The following is a 22,659-nucleotide window of genomic DNA, read 5'->3' as shown; positions in this document are numbered from 1 at the left end:
GGAGCAGCGGCATGAGTGTTTACGAGTGGGCGAGGCAGGAAACCCGGCAAAGTCTGGACATGGCGCAGGAGGTGGGGTTTGACCCCGGCTTGAGTTTGCGCGCTTTGCTCAGTGCGGTGGTGCAACAAAGCAAGGCCGTGCGCAACGCCGAAGACCTGGCCGACGAATTGCGCTTTCTCGCGGAAAACCTCGACGACGATCAGGACTACGGCTTTATGCGCCCCTGAACGGGATCAGTGACGCGGGTCGAAGTCCCCGGAAAACATTTCGTCCTCGGCATCCGGTGCGACTGGAATCTTGTGTTCTTCAGAGGCCCAGGCGCCGAGGTCGATCAGTTTGCAGCGCGCGGAGCAGAATGGACGAAATTCGCTTTCAGGCGTGAATTCCACGGGGGCGCCGCAGGTTGGGCATTCAACGGTGGGGATCTGGCTCATGCTTGGCCTCCGGATAAAGTCAGGTAAAAGTGATGCAGACGCTCGACTTCGCTCTGCAGCCAAGCGAGGTCGCGGTCGTTGACCACCACATCGTCGGCACGGCTCACGCGGTCTTCACGGCTGGATTGCGCCTTGAGGATCGCCTGAACCTGCTGTTCGCTGGTCTGGTCACGCTGCAAGGTGCGTTCGATCTGCAGTTGTTGCGGGGCATCGATGACCAGGATGCGCTGGGTCATCGCGTATTGCCCGGACTCGATCAACAGCGGCGAAACCAGAATCGCGTAAGGCGATTTTGCCAGCGCCAGATGATGGGCGATCTCTTCGGCGATCAACGGATGCAACAGGGCTTCGAGCCAGCGGCGCTCCTCTGCAATCTCGAAGATCAGTTTGCGCAAGGCCGCACGGTCGAGTGTGCCGTCAGCTTGTAACACGCCGGGGCCGAAATGTTCGGCAATCTTCGCCAGCGCCGGGCGTCCCGGTTCGACCACCCAGCGCGCCGCATGATCGGCATCCACAACATGGATGCCAAGGTCGATGAAGTGCTGGGCCGCCGCGCTTTTGCCGCTGCCAATGCCGCCGGTCAGGCCGAGAATCCAGGGTTTTTCCACAGGGGTATTCATTTCAAACCGACAAACTGCCAATAGAAGTCGGTTATTTGACCACCCCAGAGCATGGCAATCCAGCCGGCAATTGCCAGATAGGGACCGAAAGGGATTGGCGTGGAGGTTTCCTGCGCGCGCAAACGCAACAGAATCACCCCGATCACCGCGCCCACCAACGACGACAGCAGAATCGTCAGCGGCAGAATCTGCCAACCGCCCCAGGCGCCGAACAACGCCAGCAGCTTGAAATCGCCATGGCCCATGCCGTCCTTGCCGGTCAGCAACTTGAACAGCCAGAACACCGACCACAGCGCCATGTACCCGGCGACGGTGCCCCACAAGGCGTCATGCAGCGGCACGAACAGGCCGAAACTGTTGACGATCAAACCCAGCCACAGCAACGGCAGCACCAGCACATCGGGCAGCAGTTGATGCTCGACGTCGATCAAGCTCATCGCCAGCAACCCCCAGCTGAGGAAGATCAGCAGAGCGGCCGGCCAGCCAAAACCGAAATGCCAGGCGATGAATGCCGAGAGCAAGCCGCAGGCCAGTTCGGTCAGTGGATAACGTTTGCTGATCGCTGCCGCGCAGGCTGAGCAACGTCCGCGCAGCGCCAGATAACTGAGCAGCGGAATGTTTTCCCAGGCGCGAATTCGATGCGCGCAATGCGGGCATTCGGAGTGCGGCAGCATCAGGTTGTAGGTGGGCAGCGGTGGTTCGGCAGGCAAGCCCAATACGTCGTGGGCCTGCTGACGCCAATCGCGCTCAAGCATTTTCGGCAGACGCCAGATCAACACGTTGAGGAAGCTGCCGACCACCAGGCCGAGCAGCAACGCGGTGCAAACAAAGGCCAGCGGATACAGGGCAAACAGTTCGTCGATAGGCATGTCAGATCGCTGAGCCGAGTTGGAAGATCGGCAAGTACATGGCCACGACCAACCCGCCGACGATCACCCCCAGCACCACCATGATGAATGGCTCCATGAGGCTGGTGAGGTTGTCGACCATGTTATCCACTTCCTCTTCGTAAAACCCGGCGACCTTGTCGAGCATCTCGTCCAGCGCACCGGACTCTTCGCCGATCGCGGTCATCTGCACGGCCATATTGGGAAAGACCCCGGTGGAGCGCATGGAAAAATTCAGCTGCATACCGGTCGAGACGTCCTGACGAATCCGCAGCACCGCGCGTTTGAACACCACGTTGCCGGTGGCACCCGCAACCGAGTCGAGCGCCTCGACCAGCGGCACACCGGCGGCGAACGTCGTCGACAGGGTGCGGGCGAAGCGGGCGACGGCAGACTTGTACAGCAGCGTGCCGACCAAGGGCAGTTTCAGCAGCCAGGTGTCTTTGCGGTCGCGCAAGGCCTGAGATGTTTTCAGCGCATGACGGGTGCCGAAAATCGCCACCACCAATACGCCGAGGATCGCCCACCACCATTGCTGCATGAACGCCGACAGGCTGATGACCATCAGGGTAAAGGCGGGCAACTCGGCGCCGAAACCGGAAAATACCGACTGGAATTGCGGCACCACTTTTACCAGCAGAATCCCGGTCACCACGGCCGCGACCAATAACACCGCCGACGGGTAGGTCATGGCTTTCTTGATCTTGGCCTTCAGGCGTTCGCTTTTCTCCTTATAGGTCGCGACGCGCTCGAGCAGCGTGTCGAGGGCGCCGGACTGCTCGCCGGCATCGACGAGGTTGCAATACAACTCGTCGAAATATTGTGGCTTCTTGCGCAGGGCCGTGGCGAAGCTGTTACCGGCCGCGACTTCCTGTTTCACGTCGTCCACCAGTTTGCGCATGGCCGGGTTTTCGAAGCCTTCGCCAATGATGTCGAACGACTGCAACAGCGGCACGCCGGCCTTCATCATGGTCGCCATCTGGCGGGTGAACAGGGCGATGTCCTGCGCCTTGATGCGTTTGCCGAAACTCAGCAAAGAGGCGGACTTCTTGCGTACCTTGCCAGGGTTGATCCCCTGTTTGCGCAGCTGCGCCTTGATCAGTGCGGGATTTTGCCCGCTCAGTTCCCCGGTGACCTTGCTGCCTTTGCGGTCCGTGCCTTCCCAGGCATAGATGCTGATTTTCGCTGCCTTGACCGCCATGTTCAGTCCTTGGTGACCCGGTTGATTTCTTCAAGGCTGGTGATGCCTTGCATGGCCTTGTGCAGCCCTGAGGTGCGCAGGTCGTCGAAGCCGTCGCGGCGCATCTGGCTGTCGATTTCCAGCGAGTTGCCCTCGGCCATGATCAGCCGTTGCAGCTCCGGTGTGTTTTTCACCACTTCATAAATCCCCACGCGACCCTTGTATCCTCCGTTGCAGTGATCGCAACCGACCGGCTCGTAGATCGTGAAATGGCCGATGCGTTCCTCGGGGAAACCTTCCTTGAGCAGAGTTTCGCGCGGGATCTCGATGGGTTTTTTGCAGTGGCTGCATAACTTGCGCGCCAGGCGCTGGGCGATGATCAGGCTGACCGACGTGGCGATGTTGAAACCGGGGATGCCCATATTGTGCAAACGGGTCAGGGTTTCCGCGGCGCTGTTGGTGTGCAGGGTCGACAGTACCAGGTGACCGGTCTGTGCCGCCTTGATGGCGATCTCGGCGGTTTCCAGATCACGAATCTCGCCGACCATGATCACGTCCGGATCCTGCCGCAGAAACGAGCGCAGGGCCTGGGCAAAGTCCAGCCCCTGCTTGGGATTGACGTTGACCTGGTTGATGCCTTCCATGTTGATCTCCACCGGGTCTTCGGCGGTGGAGATATTGATGTCGACGGTGTTGAGGATATTCAGGCCGGTGTACAACGACACGGTCTTGCCCGAACCGGTGGGGCCGGTGACCAGGATCATCCCTTGCGGTTGCTTGAGTGCAGCCATGTACAGGTCTTTCTGCGCCGGTTCATAGCCGAGGGCATCGATGCCGATCTGCGCGCTGGACGGGTCGAGAATCCGGATCACGACTTTTTCGCCCCACAGGGTCGGCAGCGTGTTGACCCGGAAATCGATCGACTTGCTTTTCGACAGACGCATCTTGATCCGCCCGTCCTGCGGTTTGCGCCGTTCCGAGATATCGAGGCTGGCCATGACTTTCAGGCGCGCGGCGATGCGCCCGGCCAACTGGATCGGTGGCTTGGCCACTTCGCGCAGGATGCCGTCGGTGCGCACGCGCACTCGATAGTTCTTCTCGTAAGGTTCGAAGTGCAGGTCGGACGAGCCGCTCTTGATCGCGTCGAGCAGCATCTTGTGGACGAAACGCACCACCGGCGCATCGTCGGCGTCGAGTCCGCCAATGGCGTCCTGCTTGCTGTCGTCGATGGCTTCGACATCAAGGCCGTCGAGATCGACATCGGCCATGTCTTCGAGGCCACTGGCGTGGGTGTCGAAAAATTTTTCGATGGCCTCGGTGAGTTTGTCGTCCTCGACCAGAATGGCCTCGGTACTCAGCCCAGTGCTGAACTGGATGTCGTTGATCGCCTGATGATTGCTCGGGTCGGAAATGCCCACGAACAGCTTGTTGCCACGCCGCCACAAGGGCAGGGCGTGATGCTGGCGCACGAGTTTTTCGCTGACCAGTCCCTTGGGCTGGGTTTCCTTGTCCAGGCAATTGAGATCAAGGAACGCCATGCCGAAATGCTCCGAGGCGATTTCCGCCACCTGCGAGCTCTTCACCAGTTTGTTCTGCACCAGATAACTGACCAGCGACAGCCGATTGCGCTGGGCCTGCTGCCAGGCCTGCTGGGCGCTTTTTTCCGTAAGCAGTTCGGCCTGCACCAATTGCTTGGCCAGACCGCTCAGAGCGATGTCATTCATGGGGATTCCGCACGCTAGCAGTTCATGACTTATAGCCTAGTCAAGTGACAGCGCCAAACACGTCAGGTGCAGGTGACAAAAAGTGTCAGATAGTGCGGTTGCAGGTTGTAGGAAACGGCGTCGCTTGCGCTTCCCGGCCAATGCACGGGGCCTGGACGGCGTTGGCATGGGCTGTGCTGATCCTTGTTCAGATCATGAGATTTCGACTCATGCATGGAGCGTGTCTATGAAAAAACAACAAGGTTTTACTCTGATCGAGCTGCTGATCGTTGTGGCGATCATCGGCATTCTGGCGACCATCGCCTTGCCGCAGTACTCCAAATATCAGGCGCGATCCAAGGTAACGGCGGGCCTGGCGGAAATCAGCGCACTGAAAGTGCCGTTCGAAGACACCATCAATCAAGGTACCGATCCGACGCTGACCTTGGTGGCGGGCAGCGCCACTGCAGCGACATCCAATTGCACATTGGCCGCTTCGGGCACCGCCTCGACGGGTGCCGGTACTATCACGTGCACGATTCTCAATGCGCCAGGCCCGGTACTGAGCAAAACCATTACGCTGACTCGTTCTTCGGGCACCGGCGCAGGTGTCTGGACGTGCGGCACCACAGTGGCGCCGGACTATTCGCCTAAAGGCTGTGTTGCCAGCGGCACGTAAGCTGACTGGATGCCTTCACTATGCCCCGCACTGCGGGGCATTTTTCATTGCCCGGCGCTTCACAAAAGCTTCAATAATTTCAGCGTGTTAGGAACTTTCCAAAAAACCGCAACTTGCATGCGATTTAATCCGCAGTCATGCAAATTGCATGAATCCGAAAATTATCGTTATTGTTAACTAGTTGATTTTTAACGATTTTATCTGTTTGAAAAAGTTGGCACAGCGTTCGCAACATCTACCGTAACCCTGCTGACAAGACACACAGCAGACTTTCCAGAAAAACAGGAGTTACTCGTATGAAGAAGTTCGCTATCACTGCCGCTGCTGCTACCGCGCTGACCCTGACCATGACCGGCGCTTTCGCACAAACCACCCAGGCTACCCAGGCTCCTATGACCCTGGCTGCCGGTGAAATGACCAAGGCTAAAGAAAGTACTTCCGATACCTGGATCACTACCAAAGTCAAAAGCGACCTGGTGACCGAAAAAGGCATTCCAGGCACCGACATCAAAGTAGAAACCAACAAAGGCGTTGTGTCGCTGTCGTCGACTGTAGCGATCACCGAAGCTCAGAAAACCACCGCAGTGAACATCACCAAGAAAATCAAAGGCGTCAAAGCGGTCTCCGCTGACGGCCTGAAAGCCGAGTAAGGCATGACTTCTCGCCTGGACCGGGAGAGGGCGCGACAGACGGGCCGAGCCATACGTCTGCCGCAACTTTAGAGTTCATGCGAACGGTTACACGGATGTAGCCATTACAGGCCCCGCCACTTGTGTCGGGGCTTGTTCTATTTCCTAGAAGCAAAAGATCGCAGCCTGCGGCAGCTCCTACATTGGAATGCGTTTCCCTGTAGGAGCTGCCGGAGGCTGCGATCTTTTGCTCTTTCAGTTACCGCGTTTGCTGTTGATCTGCCGCAGTCGATTGCCTTCAAAGCGCAGGTATTGGTACATGCCGTTGTTCGGCCCGTACCTCCATTCCTCGACCTGAAACTCCTCGCGGCGATTGGCGCTGCGCTTGTAGCCCAATACATCCCGCCCCACCGGTTCGCCGCACTTCTGCAGGACTTCGCTGGAACGGTCGCCGAGGCTGACCAACTGACTGCCGCAGCGCAGGGTATCGGACGCCGATGCGTGACCGGCCGCGAGCGTCAGGGCCAGCGCAGCGATCCATTTGCTGTTCATCATTCGGCATCCAGATGCATTTGCGTCACCACCCGGCCATCGCTTTCGGCTTCACCAAGATTGGCGTCGATGAAATACACACGGTCATCTGCGAGTTGGCCCTTGTCGACCAGATAATCCTTGATGCTGCTGGCGCGGTCCTGACCGAGCTGACGCAGCAGCACATCACTGCTACTCCAGAACTGGATGATGCCTTCACGCATTTTTGCCGTACGTTCTTCCTTGCCCAGGTCCTTCCATTCGGCCGGTGGCTGGGTTTTCAGACGGGTGCGATAAATGCCTTCGAGCAGCGGACCTTTCTCGCCGTCCGGCACTTGTAGCAAGGACGCTTGAGCCGGCACCTTGTCGCCACGGCGCTGGAGCATCTTGTAGTAGTTGTACTGGTATTCACGTTCCAGGCGTTGCTCGGCGAGCAACGGTCCGTCACTGCTTTTGGCGGCTGTGCCTTCGATTTCCAGGCGCAGGGCCGGACGCTCCTTCAACGCCTGGGAGAGTTTCACCAGCGCCGCTTCAGCATCTTTGCTCAAGTCACTGGAGCCGGGCGCAAACGACACGGTGCCAAGGTCTTCCGAGCCGCCGCCACTGATCAGCCCGCCAATCATCTTGAAGGGTGCTGCAGCGGCTTTGACGATGAGGTTGCGCAGGGTCTGCCAGACAATCGGCATCACGCTGAACTGCGGGTTGTTCAAGTCGCCGGTGACGGGCAATTCGATGGATATCTTGCCGTCGACGTCCTTGAGCAAGGCGATCGCCAGTTTCAGCGGCAGGCTGACGGCGTCCGGGCTGTCGACTTTTTCGCCGAGTTGCAGTTGCTCGACCACCACTTTGTTCTCGGCCTTGAGCTGGCCCTTGGTGATCAGGTAATGCAGGTCGAGATTGAGCCGGCCCTTGCGGATCCGGTAACCGGCGAACTTGCCGGAGTAGGGGGTCAGGGTGGTCAGCTCGACGCGTTTGAAACTGGTGGCGATGTCGAGGCTGGCCATCGGGTCGAACGGATTGACCGCGCCCTTGATGGTCACTGGCGCATAACGGTCGACCTTGCCTTTGATGTCGACGCTGGCCGGTTTCGCCTGACGGCTGTCGATGGTGCCGATCTGACCGTTGAGTTGCTGCACGGCAGTGGCGAAGTTCGGTGTCAGGCTGAAGTCGGCGAAGTTGGCCGAGCCGTCATTGATCGCGATAGCGCCAATGTGAATGCCCAGCGGCTTGTCTTTGCTGGCTGGTTTGGCCGCGACGGTTTTTGCGCCACCGTCGGCGGGTTGCGGGATCAGCAGGTCGTCGATGTTGGTGGTGCGATCGTCGTTGATCATGAAGCGCACATACGGCTGGAACAGATTGACCTTGTCGATCGACAGGCTGTCGCCGTGTTGATAGTTCAGGCCTTCGACCACCACTTGCTGCCACTTGAGGAAGTCGCGGGTTTTCAGGGTGTCGAGGGTGTGCAGTTGATCGATCTGTGCACGCCCGGTCACGCTGAGCGCCAACGGTGCGGTGCTCTTGAGATTGACCTTGAGGTCACTGCCGAGCATGCCGCTGCGCAGTTCCAGGCGAATGAACGGATTGATGTAGGACTGCGCGACACGCAGGTCGATGTCTTGGGTCTTGACGTTGAGCTGAGCGTTGACCGGCGCCAGATTGACCGTGCCGTCGGCGCTGATCTTGCCTTGCTTGCCTAGCCCGCTGTCAAGCTTGAGCTTGAAGGGCGAGCCGTTGAGGCTGTCGAAACCCTCCAGGTCGACGTTCAGCGGCGTGATATCCAGCGCCACCGGCGGATTCGCCGAGCGATCAGCCAAATGGACGGTGTAGTTGCGCAACTGCACGTCTTTGAGCAGTACCTGCCACGGTTTGCTCGGCGCTGTCGGTTCGGCTTTCGGCGAATCTGCGGCGGCCGGTGTACTGGCCGGTTCGGCAGCGGCTTTGGCGGCGGGTTTCGACGGTTGGCTGGCGAACAGTTTCTGCCAGTCCAATTGGCCGTCGGCTTCCAGCGCGGCCCAGGTTTCGAGTTTCTGGCTGCGGATCTTGCCGACCACCACCTGCTGTTTGGCCAGGTCAACGCTGGTTTCGCTGACGTCGAGGCGTTCGAGTTTCGCCAGCTGGCGCCCGTCCGGCGCCTTGATCGCGAAAGGCGCGATGCTCACCGCGACGTTGTTCAGCAGCAGTTCGGTTTGTTTCGACAGATTGAGTTTGTATTCAGTGCTGAGGCTGATCACGCCGTCTTCGAGCACCAGCGGCACCGAGTCGCGCACGTAAGGCCAGAACGCTTTCATCTTGCCGTCGGTGACTTTCAGGGTGCCTTCGGAGGTGAACGGGATCAGGCTGAAATTACCGCTCCAGTCGATCCGCCCGCCCGCAGGGCCGATGGCGACCAGAGTCATGTCGGCGCTGTCTTCGGGCAAGGTGCTGAGGTTTTTCAGCTCGAAGCTCAAGTCGTCGTAAAGAAACTCGATGGGCTCGCTCGGACGCACATCCTGGAAGTGCACGACGCCGCCGGCGAGTTTGATGTTGTCGATGCGCAGCGGGAAGGGTTTGGCGTTCGGATCGGTAGGTGTCGGCTCGCTTGGCGGTACATTGAACAGGCCAAGCAGGTTGAGCTTGCCGTCTTTGGCAAAGAGGATTTCGCTCTTCGGTTTGTCCAGTTCGATGTCAGACAGGTGCAGCGCTTTTGTCCACAGGCTGTCGATTTGCAGGTTGGCGTACAGGCGTTCGAAACCGACCTGCTCCTTGCCCGGCTCGCCAATGACCAGACCCCACAGGGTGACCTCAAGGCTGAACGGGTTGAGCTCGATGCGCTGGATGTGTGCCGGCACCGTCGCATAATTGGCCAGTTGTTGGTTGGCCACTCGCAGGGCAATGCCCGGCAAAATCAGAAACCCCAGCAGGCTGTAGAGGGCCAGAGCAGTCAACAAGGCGCCTATTGCGCGAATCAATCCTTTGGGCATGTGCGGCTTCATCTGTCTGAATCGGAGTGCCTTGGAGTATGGCACGCGATTCTGGTTCCGAAGTAATAGCCATGCTGCAGGATTGTTCAGATTCTTCTGTAGGCGCTATTCGTAGCCCATACAAACTCCCTGTAGGAGCTGCCGCAGGCTGCGATCTTTTGATGTTGTTTGTAAAAAGACAACGTCAAAGGATCGCAGCCTGCGGCAGCTCCTACAGGGGGGGCTTTTATAGTTGCAGGATCAGGGTTTTCAACGGTGGCTGTTGATCCATGGACGGGAAGTCCGCGCCTGGGGTCATCACGCTCCAATCGCGCACTGGCCGGCCGGCCTTCTCGGCGCAGCGCAAAACCTGCTCGCGCCAGTCGTCCATGCTGACTTTCGCCAGATTGTTGCAGCAGATCAGCACGCCATTGTCGGCGGTGGTCAGCAGCGCTGGCTTGAGCAGGCTCTGATAGTCGCGCAGCAAGTCGACGGTGCCGAACGCGCTTTTGGCCCAGGCCGGAGGATCGAGCAGCACCAGATCGTATTGACGCTGATCGAGGCGTTGATAACTCGGCAGCTTCTGCCCGCGGCGCTGACTGATCGGCAGGCCGGCGAGTTGGCGTATCGCCGGGAAGTAATCGGACTGGATGAATTGCATCTCGGGCAATTGCGGGTTGAGCAGACCGTTTTCGCGACCGACCGCCAGATTGCCTTCGGCAAAGTCCAGGTTGCACACCTCACGCGCGCCACCGGCTGCCGCACTGAGGCCAACGCCACAGGTGTAGGCGAACAGGTTGAGTACGCTTTTGCCTTTGGCGTGATCCTTGACCCAGCCGCGCGTGTTGCGCAGGTCGAGGAACAGCAACGGATCCTGTCCGGCGTGACGTCCGCGCACGCGATAATTCAGGCCCCATTCGTGACCGACAAGATCGGCCAGCGCAGCGTCGTCGGCTTTATAGACGCTGTCTTCGCGGTCGATGCGCGAATTGCCGCGCGAGCGATCGTTGTAGACCAGCAGGGTTTCCAGGCCCAACGTTTGATTGACCATGGCATGCAGTTGCAGCAGTTCGTCACGCTCCAGCGTCTGGTGAAAGCTCTGCACCAGCAATTGCGGACCGTAGCGGTCGATGGTCAGACCGCCGGCGCCTTCCTGGCTGCCGTGGAACAGCCGATAGCAATCGGTGCCCTGGCGGTGCAGCTCAGCGAGCAAGTCCTGGCGTTGATCGAGGGCGGCGCGCAGCGCCTGATTCAAGGAAGACATGCATGCGCCTTGCTGGAGAGAATTGGGGCGCGGGAGTTTACCAGTTTGGCGGGCAATCGAGTTGCACCCTTCGCGAGCAGGCTCGCTCCCACATGGGAATGCATTCCAAATGTGGGAGCGGGCTTGCTCGCGAAGCTTTTCAGGTCAGCAGGCCCATCCTGCGTTTGGCACGTTGCACCGAGCCATTGCGCATCGCCCAGCGCAGCATGGGCGCGCTGCGTTTGACGCTGGCGCGAATCAGTTGACGTTGCAACGAGCTCTGGCGGACATCAAGCATGTCGCTGGCCCAGTCCGGCAGCAGGTCGATGCCGGCTTTCATCATCAGGTCGCCGAACGGCCTTGCCAGAACACTCGGCGCCGGCGCGTCGAGCAGCAGGCGCAAAACCTCACGGCTGCGCTGATCACACAACAACTGCGGGCGCATGCGTTGCAGATAATCGGCCACGGCCTGTCGCGACTTCGGCACTTCCCGCGCGCCGAGGCGTTCGGCGATCACAGCAATTTCCGCGTAGTAGCGATCCTGATCGGCCAGCGACAACTGCGGATTGCGGTAGCGCAAATGGGCGCCGAGAAAGTTGCTGACCTCGGCCACGTGCACCCACGTCAGCAGGTCCGGATCGCTCGCCGCATAAGGTCGGCCATCCGGCGCGGTACCGACCACTTGCAGGTGAATGGTGCGGACTTTCTCTATCAACCAGTCGGCATCACGCCTGGAACCAAACGTGGTGCCGGAGACAAACTGACTGGTGCGGCGCAAGCGTCCGAGCATGTCCTGGCGAAAGTTCGAATGATCCCAAACCCCAGCCAGCGCTAGTGGATGCAGGGCTTGCAGCAATAATGCGCTGATGCCGCCGATCAACATGCTGCTGAAATCGCCGTGCACCTGCCAACTGATCGAGTCGGGGCCGAACAGGCCGGGATCGCCCTTGGGGTTTTCCAGGTCGAGCTGACCGAGGGACAGCCCGGTCAGGCTCATGAGTTGGTTTTCAATGCGACTGCGGATGAATTCCATGACCACTCTGTGAAGATGGGCGGGCGCGCCCGGTTGGCCGCGCCCGAAGTGTTACTGATTAAGGCGCTTGTCGATCAGGCCCTGCACCACGCTCGGATCGGCCAGGGTCGAGGTGTCACCGAGGCTGTCGAGTTCGTTACAGGCGATCTTGCGCAAGATGCGCCGCATGATCTTGCCTGAGCGGGTTTTCGGCAAGGCCGGCGCCCACTGGATCAGGTCCGGTTTGGCGAAGCTGCCGATTTCCTTGCTGACGTGGGCCAGCAGTTCCTTCTTCAGATCGTCATTCGGCTCGGCGCCATTCATGGGCGTGACGAAGGCGTAGATGCCCTGGCCTTTGACGTCGTGCGGGTAACCGACCACAGCGGCCTCGGCGATGCTGTCGTGCAGCACCAGCGCGCTTTCCACTTCAGCGGTGCCGATGCGATGGCCGGAGACGTTGATCACGTCGTCGATGCGCCCGGTGATCCAGTAATCACCGTCCTCGTCGCGGCGTGCGCCGTCGCCAGTGAAGTAGTAACCGGGGTAGGGTTTGAAATAAGTGTCGACCATTCGCTGCGGGTCGCCGTAGACGCTGCGGATCTGTGCCGGCCAGCTGGATTTGATCGCCAGCACGCCGCTGCCGGCGCCTTTGATTTCCTTGCCTTGCTCGTCGAGCAGCACCGGTTGCACGCCAAACATTGGCTGGGTGGCGCAGCCCGGTTTGATTCGTTGTGCGCTGACCAGCGGGCTGAGCATGATGCCGCCGGTTTCGGTCTGCCACCAGGTATCGACAATCGGGCAGCGTTGTTCGCCGACCACATTGAAATACCATTCCCACGCTTCCGGGTTGATCGGCTCACCGACGCTGCCGAGTAATCTGAGGCTGGCGCGCGACGTTTCCTTCAACGGTTCGGCACCTTCGCGCATCAACGCACGCAAGGCGGTGGGTGCGGTGTAGAAAATGTTGACCTTGTGTTTATCGATCACCTGCCAGAATCGTGAGCTGCTCGGGTAGCTCGGCACGCCTTCGAACATCAACGTGGTCGCGCCGTTGGCCAGCGGGCCGTAGACGATGTAGCTGTGGCCGGTAACCCAACCGACGTCGGCGGTGCACCAGAACACTTCGCCGTCGCGGTAATCGAGCACGTACTTGAAGGTCATCGCGGCTTGCAGCAGGTAGCCGCCGGTGGTGTGCAGCACCCCTTTGGGTTTGCCGGTGCTGCCGGAGGTGTAGAGGATGAACAGCGGGTCTTCGGCGTCCATCGGCTCCGGCGGGCAATCGTCGCTGACATCGCGCACGGCCTGGTGATACCAGAGGTCGCGGCCCTCGACCCAGTCGACCTTGCCTTGGCTGCGTTCGACCACCACCACGGTGCTGACGTCCGGGCAACTTTGCAGGGCTTTGTCGACATTCTGTTTCAACGGCACGAACTTGCCGCCGCGTACGCCTTCGTCGGCGGTGATCACGGTGCGGCAATCGGCATCGAGAATGCGGTCACGCAGAGAATCCGGGGAGAATCCGCCAAACACCACTGAATGGATCGCGCCAATCCGCGAACAGGCGAGCATGGCGTACGCGGCTTCGGGGATCATCGGCATGTAGATGCACACCCGGTCGCCTTTCTTCACGCCACGGCTTTTCAGCACGTTGGCCAGCCGGCAGACATGGTGGTGGAGTTTTTTGTAAGTGATTTGCGCTGATTCCGCAGGGTCGTCGCCTTCCCAAAGGAGGGCGGTCTGCTCGCCGCGTTGTTCCAGGTGGCGGTCGATGCAGTTGTAGCTGACGTTCAGTTTGCCCCCGGCAAACCAGGCGGCTTCACCGGTTTTCAGGTCGTAGCGCTGAACGGACTGCCACGGCGTGCTCCAGTCGAGGAAGCGCGTGGCCTGTTCGGCCCAGAAGGTGCTGGGGTGTGCAATGGATTCGCGGTACAGGCGCTGATAGTCGTCCTGACTCAACTGAGCAGCCCGGCGGACGGCATCGGCTTTGGGGAACGTGCTGATATCGAACATGACGGTTCCTTATTCTTGTTGTGCGAAGAATAAAGATGCGCCGAGCGATGCAGAGGTTCAAGTCATGCGCAAAACAACTGTGGGAGCGGGCTTGCTCGCGAAAGCGGCGTATCAGTCAACAAAGTGCTGAATGACACACCGCTTTCGCGAGCAAGCCCGCTCCCACAGGGGAACAGCGTTGGCCTTTAGGCCACTATCACCCGCGGTGACGACCGCGGAAGTAGTTGATCAGGCCCTGAGTGGACGGATCGTCAGCGTTGCTTTCATCGCTGCCGACCAGGCGGTTGTAGACGCCTTTGCCCAGTTCCTTGCCCAGTTCCACGCCCCACTGGTCAAAGGCGTTGATGCCCCAGACCACGCTTTGCACGAACACTTTGTGCTCATACATCGCCACCAGTGCGCCGAGACGACGCGGGCTGATGCGTTCAACCACAAGGGTGTTGCTCGGACGGTTGCCCGGGATCACCTTGTGCGGTGCGAGTTTGTGCACCTGCTCTTCGCTCATGCCCTTGTCGCGCAACTCTTGCTCGGCTTCCGGCAAGGTCTTGCCGAGCATCAATGCCTGGCTCTGCGACAGACAGTTGGCGTACAGCCACTGGTGGTGGTCGGAGACCGGGTTGAAGCTGACGATCGGCACGATGAAGTCGGCCGGAATCAGTTGGGTACCTTGATGCAGCAACTGGTGGTAGGCGTGCTGACCGTTGCAGCCGACGCCGCCCCAGATCACCGGACCGGTATCGGTCGATACGGCGGTGCCGTCCTGACGCACGCTCTTGCCGTTGGATTCCATGTCCAGCTGTTGCAAGTGCTTGGTGATGTTGCGCAGGTAGTGGTCGTACGGCAGGATCGCGTGGCTTTGCGCGCCCCAGAAGTTGCCGTACCAGACGCCGAGCAACGCCAGCAGCACCGGCATGTTCTGTTCGAACGGCGCGGTCTGGAAATGCTGGTCCATGGTGTAGGCACCGGACAGCAGTTCCTTGAAGTTGGACATGCCGATGGCCAGGGCGATCGGCAAACCGATCGCCGACCACAGCGAATAACGACCGCCAACCCAGTCCCACATCGGGAAGATGTTTTCTTCGCGGATACCGAACGCCACGGCAGCGGCGTTGTTGCTCGAAACGGCGATGAAGTGACGATACAGCTCGGCTTCCGAACCGCCCTGCGCCAGGTACCAGGCACGTGCGGCCTGAGCGTTCTTCAGGGTTTCGAGGGTGTTGAAGGACTTCGACGAAACGATGAACAGCGTGGTTTCGGCACGCAGTTTTTGCGTCAGTTCGTGGAACTCGCTGCCGTCGATGTTCGCCAGATAGTGGCAACGCACGCCTTTCTGCGCGTACGACAACAACGCTTCGGAGACCAGCTCAGGGCCGAGGAACGAGCCACCGATGCCGATGTTGACCACGTCGGTGATCGGCTTCTCGGTGTAGCCACGCCACAGACCGTCATGAATGCGCCCGACCAGATCGGTGATCTGGTTGAGCACCTTGTGGACTTCCGGCATCACGTTGACGCCGTTGACCGACAACTTGTCGCCCACCGGGCGGCGCAGGGCGGTGTGCAGCGCCGGGCGGCCTTCGGACGAGTTGACGATTTCGCCGTCGAACAGCGCTTTGATTGCGCCTTTCAGATCGACTTCATTGGCCAGACCCACCAGCAGGTTGCGGGTCTCGGCGTTGATCAAATTCTTCGAATAATCGAGAAACAGTCCGCAGCTGCTGAGGGTGAACTGATTGAAGCGCTGCGGATCGGCGTTGAAGGCTTCGCGCATGCTGAAATCCTGCATGGCTTGGCGGTGATCTTTCAACGCTTGCCAGGCGGGCAGAGCGGTAACGTCGTGAGGAGTGCGGTAGTACGCCATCGCTGCGGTTTTCCTTTTTACTTGAACGGCCTTTTGAACACTGAACAGCCACGACACGCCATGTTTGGGCGTGGGGCCAACTGTGTCGACACGATTTCTGGACACAGGGCGAATACAGTAAACCTCGCGCTGCGTTCTGTCTTGACTTTGTCTGACCAGATCCCTGTACTTTTTTAACATCGGGAGCGGGAACTGGCCGACCAACGGAGGGGGAGCGGGGCGATAACGCGATCAGGCGAGCTGAACCGGGATGGCATTGCTGGTATGGCTCAGCTCATTGCCCGCTGCCATGTAGAGCATGCGCGGCTTGAAATTGACCAGCTCCGCTTCGCTGTAGTGGGCGTAGGCGCAGATGATCACCCGGTCGCCGACCTTGGCCTTGTGCGCAGCGGCGCCGTTGACCGAGATCATCCGCGAGCCTTCTTCGCCACGGATTGCATAGGTGGTGAAACGCTCGCCGTTGTCGACGTTGTAAATCTGGATCTGCTCGTATTCACGGATGCCGGACAGGTCCAGCCATTCGCCATCGATGGCGCACGAACCTTCGTAGTCGAGCACCGCATGAGTGACTTCGGCGCGGTGTAGTTTGGCCTTGAGCATGATCGCGTGCATGAGGGGTTTCCCGGGTTGGAATCGAACGGCGGGCAGTGTGCCCGAAGGCTTTGGGGCCGGCAATACAGTCAATGGGTGGCCATAAAACAACTGTGGGAGCGGGCTTGCTCGCGAATGCGGTGTGCCAGTCAACTTATAGGCTGAATGACCCACCGCATTCGCGAGCAAGCCCGCTCCCACAGGGAGGGGGCGGTGATGTTTAAGCGGGGACGTCGAGATTCAGGTGCAGGTTGTCGATCAACCGTGTAGTGCCGAGGAACGCGGCCACCAGAATCACCAGGTCACGGTCTTCAGCCGTCGCCGGACGCAAGGTCAGGGCGTGACGGATTTCCAGGTAATCCGGACGCAGGCCAGCGGCTTCGAGTTGTTGCAACTGAGCGTTGATCAGCGCCGGGAAGTCGCGTTCGCCTTGCTTGATCGACTCGGCAATGTTGCTCAGCGAGCGATAGACCACTGGAGCCACCGCGCGTTGCTCTTCGTTGAGGAAGCCATTGCGCGATGACAGCGCCAAGCCGTCGGCAGCGCGTACGGTCGGCTCGCCAATGATCTGGATCGGCATGTTCAGGTCATGCACCAACGCGCGGATGACCGCCAGTTGCTGATAATCCTTCTGGCCGAAAATCGCCAGGTCCGGCTGGACCATGTTGAACAGCTTGCTGACCACCGTCGCGACACCTTCGAAGTGCCCCGGACGACTGGCGCCGCAGAGGCCTTCGGACAGTTGCGGCACGCTGACCCGGGTCTGCCCGGCCATGCCGTCGGGGTACATTTCCTCGACCGTCGGCGCGAACAGCAGGGAGCAACCGGCTTCAAGAAGTTTTTCCTGATCGGCTGCGAGGGTACGAGGGTACTTGTCGAGGTCTTCGCCGGCGCCGAATTGCAGCGGGTTGACGAAAATACTCGCGACGACGAAGTCCACGCGTTGGGTGGCTTTGGTCACCAGCGCAACATGGCCGCTGTGCAGGTTGCCCATGGTCGGCACGAAGCCGATGCGCTTGCCTTCATTGCGCGCGCGGGCGACGGCGGCGCGCAGTTCGCGTACGGTTTTTACGGTGTTCATGCAGAGAATCCGTGTTCGATACCAGGGAACGTGGTGGCTTTGACTTCGCTGACGTAAGCCTTCAGTGCGGACTGGATGCTGTCCTGACCGTGCATGAAGTTCTTGACGAATTTCGGTACGCGGCCAGTGATCGACAGGCCGAGCATGTCGTGCAGTACCAGCACCTGACCGTCGGTGGCGTTACCGGCGCCGATGCCGATGACCGGGATCTTCACTGCCTGACTGATTTCTGCGGCCAGTTCGCTCGGTACGCATTCGAGCAGCAGCATCGCCGCGCCGGCCTGTTCCAGCGAGATCGCATCGGCACGCATCTGCCGTGCCTGGTTCTCGTTGCGGCCCTGCACTTTATAGCCGCCGAGAATGTTCACCGCTTGCGGGGTCAGGCCCATGTGCGCGCAGACCGGTACACCACGTTCGGCGAGCAGACGGATCGACTCGGCCAACCACAACTGACCTTCGACCTTGATCATGTGCGCACCGGCCTGCATAAGCATGGCGCTGTTGCTCATGGTTTGTTCGAGGGTGGCGTTGGCCATGAACGGCAGGTCAGCGAGGATCAGCGCGTCGGTGTTGCCGCGTTTGACGCTGGCGGTGTGGTAGGCCATTTCTGCGGTGGTCACCGGCAAAGTGCTGTCATGACCTTGCAGGACCATGCCGAGGGAGTCGCCCACCAGCAGCACTTCGACACCGGCCTCGTTGCAGGCTTGGGCGAAGGTCGCGTCATAGCAAGTCAGCATGGTGATCTTTTCACCTTTCTGCTTGAGGCTCTGGAGCGTGGTCAGGGTGATGGCTGGCATGTAAAAAATCCTCGTTCAGGCGCTCTGGAAACTACTGCGAGTAACGCGCGTGATTCGTCATCTACTCAGGCGCACGCTCTTTTGTCGTGCTTATAAGGCCTGGATTGCGCCCGTATGTGCCGGGTTGGCGGCAGCGGGACGCCTATAGTCGTGATGAGCCAACAGGAAGTCAATTGCGTGTGTTACCGCAATGTTACGAGGGGAGTGTTACCGGCGTTACTGATGCGATTCAGCGGCACGACGGGCTTGATTCGAGGGCTTTTTGTCCGACAAAAATCCTGCATGCCGAACGCTATTCCCTGTAGGAGCTGCGGAACGCTGCGATCTTTTGATCTTGGTTTTGAAGGTCAAAAGATCGCAGCCTCGTTTCACTCGACAGCTCCTACAGGGGATAGATGTCAGGGCTGGGGGAGGCGTTCGAGGCCGACGAACGGGCAGGCGGCCAGCAGGTCGGGAAGGCTGCGGCCGTCGGGCAGGCGCAGCTCCGGCGGAGCCAGTTCGGCGAGGGGATAGAGCACGAAGGCGCGTTCCTGAATCTGGTAATGCGGGACTTTCAGGCGTGGCTCGTCGATCAGTCGATCGCCGAACAGCAGAATGTCCAGATCCAGTGTGCGCGGACCCCAGCGCTCAAGACGTTCGCGGCCCTGATCATTCTCGATCGCCTGCAACGCATCGAGCAGTTGCAGAGGGGCGAGCGCGCTGTCGAGCGCGGCAACCGCGTTGGTGTAACGCGGTTGGCCGGGCAACAACGAATCGCTTTGATAGAAGGCGGAAACACCGGCGAGGGTCGTCTGCGGCAATTGCCCCAGCGCCTCGACGGCGCTGCGCAATTGTTCGGCAGGGTCAGCGAGGTTGCTGCCCATGCCGATGTAGATGCGTTCCATGCGTTACTCGCCTGTTGCGCTCGGAGCACCGGCGCGTTTGCGCTTGGAGCCGCCGCTGCGGCGACGTTTGCGCGGAGCACCGCTGCTGCCCTCATCCTTGCCGCTGAGGTCGCGGATCATGTCGCGACGTTCACTTTCATTGGCGTCCTGATAGTCCGTCCACCATTCGCCGAGGCCATCGGTCTCCTCGCCAGCGCTCTCACGCAGCAGCAGGAAGTCGTAACCGGCGCGGAAACGCGGATTGTCCAGCAACAGGTCGGCACGTTTGCCGCTGCGACGTGGCAGGCGCTCCTGCATGTCCCAGATCTCGCGGATCGGCATGGTGAAACGCTTTGGAATCGCAATACGCTGGCACTGTTCGGCAATCAACTCGTGCGCGCCTTCCTGCATCGCCGGAATCGGCGGCATGCCCCGTTCCTGCAAGCGCAACACGCGGGCCGGCAGGGCAGGCCAGAGCAGCGCGGCAAACAGGAACGCCGGGGTCACCGGTTTGTTCTGCTTGATGCGCAGGTCGGTGTTGGTCAGCGCTTCGCTGATCAGCGTGTGGGTGTATTGCGGGTTATGTTCCAGTGCATCGGCACTGGCCGGGAATAGCGGGGCGAACAGTTGCAGATCGACGAGCATTTCGAAGGTGATCGCGCCGTGCCCCGAGAGGAACAGCTTGAGCACTTCTTCGAACAGACGCGCCGACGGAATCTCGCGCAGCATCGGCGCCAGTTCACGGATCGGCTGCACGGTGTGCTTTTCGATGCCGAAGTTGAGCTTGGCGGCAAAGCGCACGGCGCGCAGCATGCGCACCGGGTCTTCCTGGTAGCGTTGCTTCGGGTCGCCGATCAAGCGGATCAGGTGATTGCGGATGTCGTGTACGCCATTGGCGTAATCGAGGATGCGCTCGCTGACCGGATCGTAATACAGGGCGTTGATGGTGAAGTCGCGACGTTGCGCGTCTTCTTCCAGGGTGCCGTAAACGTTGTCGCGCAGAATCCGCCCGCTCTCGTTACGCGAAGACTGGTTGCTGTCTTCGTCGTCTTCGTTTTGCGGGTGATTGGCGCGGAAGGTCGCGACTTCGATGATTTCGCGACCGAAATGGATATGCACCAGTTTGAAGCGACGGCCGATGATCCGCGCATTGCGGAATTCGGCACGGACTTGCTCGGGCGTGGCGCTGGTGGCGACGTCGAAATCCTTGGGCGTGATGCCCAGCAGCATGTCACGCACGCAACCGCCGACCAGATAAGCCTGGTAACCGGCACCTTGCAGGCGTTCGACGATATTCACCGCATAGCGGCTGAACTGCGTTTTCTGCAGCGAATGTTGGCCGCTGTTGAGCACTTCAGGGGTGCTGCGGATGTGTTGCGTACGACGCACGGGAGTTCGGAATGACTGGAACAACTTCTTCAGCATGGGATGCACTGTTTGAAGGAATGTTCGGCCATACCAAAGAATGACCGCATGATGGGCGCAGATTCTAGCATTTAGTCGGGGGATGGTGTAGGACACGGCAGATTTGAGCTGTAAGCCGCAAGCTGCAAGGGTCGAGCAAGGGAAAATCGAAGGATTTTGCCGGGAGGGAGAAACTACAAGGGGAGCCGAAGCTCCCCAAGAAGTAGTTGCGTGCTCTTTTTATTATTGATTCGGGCTTCTTGTTTTTGTTGAGTGCCCTCGCCATGAAGCTTTACCTTCATGACCCTCCCAATCGGGAGCCAAGAGCAAACGGATTGCTTTGGTCGCTGAATTGCAGTGATCTTACGATCCAACCAGTACAGGCTCTGTCTTAGGACAGTTTTTGTTGTTCTCGGCCTGGTCGTGGGGCAAGCCCCAAATACAACGCCTCTCCAAAAGAATCAGTTAGCTGCGCCTCTCGCCGTCTTGTTTTTATTGTGCGTGAGTCGATTCGTCTTATTTTTATTGTCTTGTGCATTGCTTGTTATTGTTCTTGTACCAAACATATAGCAGGGGTCGTGCCAACTTTTGCGAAACCCAGTAAAACAAAGGGTTAGGTCGATATAACCGTTTTCTCGGGGCGAAAAAAAGCCGGGGTTTCGTTACCGATAACCCCGGCTTCTGTTACGTGAATCGACTGAGGTAACAGTTTTTTCACATCTTCAAGCGTTACCCGCACACTCGACAGGTAACGTTCAGCTCTCGCTGGCGACCCCGGTCTTGCGCCGCGGGATGCCCAGGCGCTGACGGCGTTCCCACAGACATTTGCGGCTGACACCCAGTTTGCGCGCCAGTTCGGTCTCGGTCATGTGGTCCTGATGCTCGAGGACGAAGTGCTGGAAGTAGTCTTCCAGCGACAGGTCTTCGGTCGGCTCATGGCTGCTGCTGGCGTTACCCGCCGTTTGTGGCGGCAGACCGATGAACTCGTCGTCTTCCAGATCACTCAGCTCGATGTCGATGCCCAGCAGGTCGGCTGAGATTTCCGGGCTTTCGCTGAGAATCACCGCGCGCTCGACGGCGTTCTCCAGCTCACGCACGTTACCTGGCCAGGAATAATGACGGATGGCCTGTTCGGCATCCGCAGCAAATTTCAGGTCGGTACGGTTGATGCGTGCGCTCTGGCGAGCGAGGAAAGCCGTGGCGATTTCGTTGACGTCGGCACCGCGCTCGCGCAGCGCAGGCAGTTTCAAGGCGATCACGTGCAGGCGGTAATAAAGGTCTTCACGGAACTGGCCGATTTTCGCCAGGCTTTTCAGGTCCCGGTGGGTGGCCGCAATCAGGCGCACATCGACTTTCTGCGATTGCACCGAACCAACCCGGCGAATTTCGCCTTCCTGCAACACGCGCAGCAGGCGGGCCTGAGCTTCCAGTGGCAGTTCGCCGATTTCGTCGAGGAACAAGGTCCCGCCATCCGCCGCTTCGACCAGACCCGCGCGCCCGGCGCTGGCGCCAGTGAACGCGCCTTTTTCGTGGCCGAACAGTTCGGATTCGATCAGGCTTTCCGGGATGGCCGCGCAGTTCACCGAGATCATCGGCGCCTTGGCGCGTTTCGACAGATTGTGCAGGGCACGGGCCACCAGTTCTTTACCGGTACCGGACTCGCCCTGGATCAATACATTGGAATCGGTCGGTGCGACTTTGCGGATCTTGCTGTACAGGTCCTGCATCGGCGGGCACGAACCAATGATGCCGATCTCGCCGTTACTGTTGTCGACGGCGGATTTGCCGCTGCCATTGGCCGATTTGCTGGCAACCGCTTCGCCGGCAGCCGGAGCCGACTGGCGATCACGCAGGATCCGTGCAACGGCCTGAAGCATTTCATCGTGGTCGAAAGGCTTGGCGATGTAGTCCACCGCGCCCATCTTCATCGAGTCGACCGCCGAACGCAGACTGGCGTAACTGGTCATGATCAGCACCGGTGTGCCCTGGCCGAGCTTGATCAGCTCGGTGCCCGGAGCGCCCGGCAAACGCAGATCGCTGACGATCAGATCGAACGTAGGAATGGTGAAGCGTTCTTGTGCTTCCTGCACTGAACCGGCTTCGCTGACCTGGTACTGGTTACGTTCCAGCAGGCGGCGCAAGGCGGAGCGGATAATTGTTTCGTCTTCGACGATCAAAATGTGCGGCATTGATTC

The 22,659-nt window shown here is 59.6% G+C and carries 20 protein-coding genes; 3 read left to right on the top strand and 17 right to left on the bottom strand.

Annotated elements, in window-relative coordinates; all coding sequences use genetic code 11:
* Positions 1–11 precede the first annotated feature (11 nt).
* Positions 12–227, top strand: a complete 216-nt coding sequence (locus C2E19_RS25255; protein WP_007909901.1) for a hypothetical protein — start codon at positions 12–14, stop codon at positions 225–227.
* A gap of 6 nt (positions 228–233) precedes the next feature.
* Here the strand turns inward: C2E19_RS25255 and yacG are convergent, their stop codons facing one another.
* The 5 genes from yacG to pilB are packed head-to-tail and all read right to left on the bottom strand — an operon-like array spanning position 234 to position 4,845.
* Positions 234–434: a DNA gyrase inhibitor YacG gene (gene yacG / locus C2E19_RS25250; protein ID WP_129395558.1), complete on the bottom strand. Its 201-nt coding sequence runs from the start codon at positions 432–434 to the stop codon at positions 234–236.
* Positions 431–1,054, bottom strand: a complete 624-nt coding sequence (gene coaE / locus C2E19_RS25245; RefSeq protein ID WP_129395557.1) for a dephospho-CoA kinase — start codon at positions 1,052–1,054, stop codon at positions 431–433. Before coaE ends, yacG begins: the two co-directional genes overlap by 4 nt.
* Positions 1,051–1,923, bottom strand: coding sequence for an A24 family peptidase (locus C2E19_RS25240; RefSeq protein WP_129395556.1), 873 nt, complete (start codon positions 1,921–1,923; stop codon positions 1,051–1,053). The genes coaE and C2E19_RS25240 overlap by 4 nt, the downstream gene beginning before the upstream one ends.
* 1 nt (position 1,924) lies before the next feature.
* Entirely contained in the window at positions 1,925–3,142 is a 1,218-nt protein-coding gene (locus tag C2E19_RS25235; RefSeq protein ID WP_129395555.1) for a type II secretion system F family protein, read from the bottom strand.
* Between the two features lie 2 nt (positions 3,143–3,144).
* The gene (gene pilB / locus C2E19_RS25230) at positions 3,145–4,845 is read right to left on the bottom strand and encodes a type IV-A pilus assembly ATPase PilB (protein WP_129395554.1); all 1,701 of its coding nucleotides are present in this window, start codon (positions 4,843–4,845) and stop codon (positions 3,145–3,147) included.
* A gap of 226 nt (positions 4,846–5,071) precedes the next feature.
* Here pilB and C2E19_RS25225 point away from each other — a divergent pair, with 226 nt between their 5' ends.
* Entirely contained in the window at positions 5,072–5,503 is a 432-nt protein-coding gene (locus C2E19_RS25225; protein WP_129395553.1) for a pilin, read from the top strand.
* Between the two features lie 296 nt (positions 5,504–5,799).
* Entirely contained in the window at positions 5,800–6,153 is a 354-nt protein-coding gene (locus tag C2E19_RS25220; protein WP_129395552.1) for a BON domain-containing protein, read from the top strand.
* 234 nt (positions 6,154–6,387) lie between these two features.
* Here the strand turns inward: C2E19_RS25220 and C2E19_RS25215 are convergent, their stop codons facing one another.
* From C2E19_RS25215 to C2E19_RS25155, 12 genes are all read right to left on the bottom strand, one after another.
* Positions 6,388–6,684 carry a DUF2845 domain-containing protein gene (locus C2E19_RS25215; RefSeq protein WP_129395551.1) on the bottom strand — a complete coding sequence of 99 codons (297 nt, stop codon included), beginning with the start codon at positions 6,682–6,684 and terminating at the stop codon, positions 6,388–6,390.
* Positions 6,684–9,635: a DUF748 domain-containing protein gene (locus C2E19_RS25210; protein ID WP_129395550.1), complete on the bottom strand. Its 2,952-nt coding sequence runs from the start codon at positions 9,633–9,635 to the stop codon at positions 6,684–6,686. The genes C2E19_RS25215 and C2E19_RS25210 overlap by 1 nt, the downstream gene beginning before the upstream one ends.
* Before the next feature lie 214 nt (positions 9,636–9,849).
* A complete protein-coding gene (locus C2E19_RS25205; RefSeq protein ID WP_129395549.1) occupies positions 9,850–10,866 on the bottom strand; it encodes a class I SAM-dependent rRNA methyltransferase in 1,017 nt (338 codons plus the stop codon).
* A gap of 139 nt (positions 10,867–11,005) precedes the next feature.
* The gene (locus C2E19_RS25200) at positions 11,006–11,878 is read right to left on the bottom strand and encodes an oxygenase MpaB family protein (RefSeq protein WP_129395548.1); all 873 of its coding nucleotides are present in this window, start codon (positions 11,876–11,878) and stop codon (positions 11,006–11,008) included.
* Between the two features lie 51 nt (positions 11,879–11,929).
* Positions 11,930–13,867, bottom strand: a complete 1,938-nt coding sequence (acs, locus tag C2E19_RS25195; protein ID WP_129395547.1) for an acetate--CoA ligase — start codon at positions 13,865–13,867, stop codon at positions 11,930–11,932.
* A 196-nt stretch (positions 13,868–14,063) separates the two neighbouring features.
* Positions 14,064–15,728, bottom strand: a complete 1,665-nt coding sequence (gene pgi / locus C2E19_RS25190) for a glucose-6-phosphate isomerase (RefSeq protein ID WP_129395546.1) — start codon at positions 15,726–15,728, stop codon at positions 14,064–14,066.
* A 231-nt stretch (positions 15,729–15,959) separates the two neighbouring features.
* A complete protein-coding gene (gene panD / locus C2E19_RS25185) occupies positions 15,960–16,340 on the bottom strand; it encodes an aspartate 1-decarboxylase (RefSeq protein WP_129395545.1) in 381 nt (126 codons plus the stop codon).
* Positions 16,341–16,539: 199 nt separating this feature from the next.
* Positions 16,540–17,400, bottom strand: coding sequence for a pantoate--beta-alanine ligase (panC, locus tag C2E19_RS25180; protein ID WP_129395544.1), 861 nt, complete (start codon positions 17,398–17,400; stop codon positions 16,540–16,542).
* Entirely contained in the window at positions 17,397–18,197 is an 801-nt protein-coding gene (panB, locus tag C2E19_RS25175; protein ID WP_129395543.1) for a 3-methyl-2-oxobutanoate hydroxymethyltransferase, read from the bottom strand. The genes panC and panB overlap by 4 nt, the downstream gene beginning before the upstream one ends.
* 398 nt (positions 18,198–18,595) lie before the next feature.
* Positions 18,596–19,081, bottom strand: coding sequence for a 2-amino-4-hydroxy-6-hydroxymethyldihydropteridine diphosphokinase (folK, locus tag C2E19_RS25170; protein ID WP_129395542.1), 486 nt, complete (start codon positions 19,079–19,081; stop codon positions 18,596–18,598).
* Between the two features lie 3 nt (positions 19,082–19,084).
* Positions 19,085–20,485 (bottom strand): polynucleotide adenylyltransferase PcnB, encoded by a 1,401-nt coding sequence (locus tag C2E19_RS25165; protein ID WP_129395541.1) that lies wholly within the window; start codon positions 20,483–20,485, stop codon positions 19,085–19,087.
* Positions 20,486–21,219: 734 nt separating this feature from the next.
* The gene (locus C2E19_RS25155; RefSeq protein WP_129395539.1) at positions 21,220–22,653 is read right to left on the bottom strand and encodes a sigma-54 dependent transcriptional regulator; all 1,434 of its coding nucleotides are present in this window, start codon (positions 22,651–22,653) and stop codon (positions 21,220–21,222) included.
* Between the last annotated feature and the right edge of the window lie 6 nt (positions 22,654–22,659).

The sequence above is a fragment of the Pseudomonas sp. DTU12.3 genome, from assembly GCF_004124275.1.
GTDB classification, from domain to species: Bacteria; Pseudomonadota; Gammaproteobacteria; order Pseudomonadales; family Pseudomonadaceae; genus Aquipseudomonas; species Aquipseudomonas helmanticensis.
The sequence above is the reverse complement of the archived record's forward strand: the minus strand, read 5'-3'. Positions and strand labels throughout refer to the sequence as shown.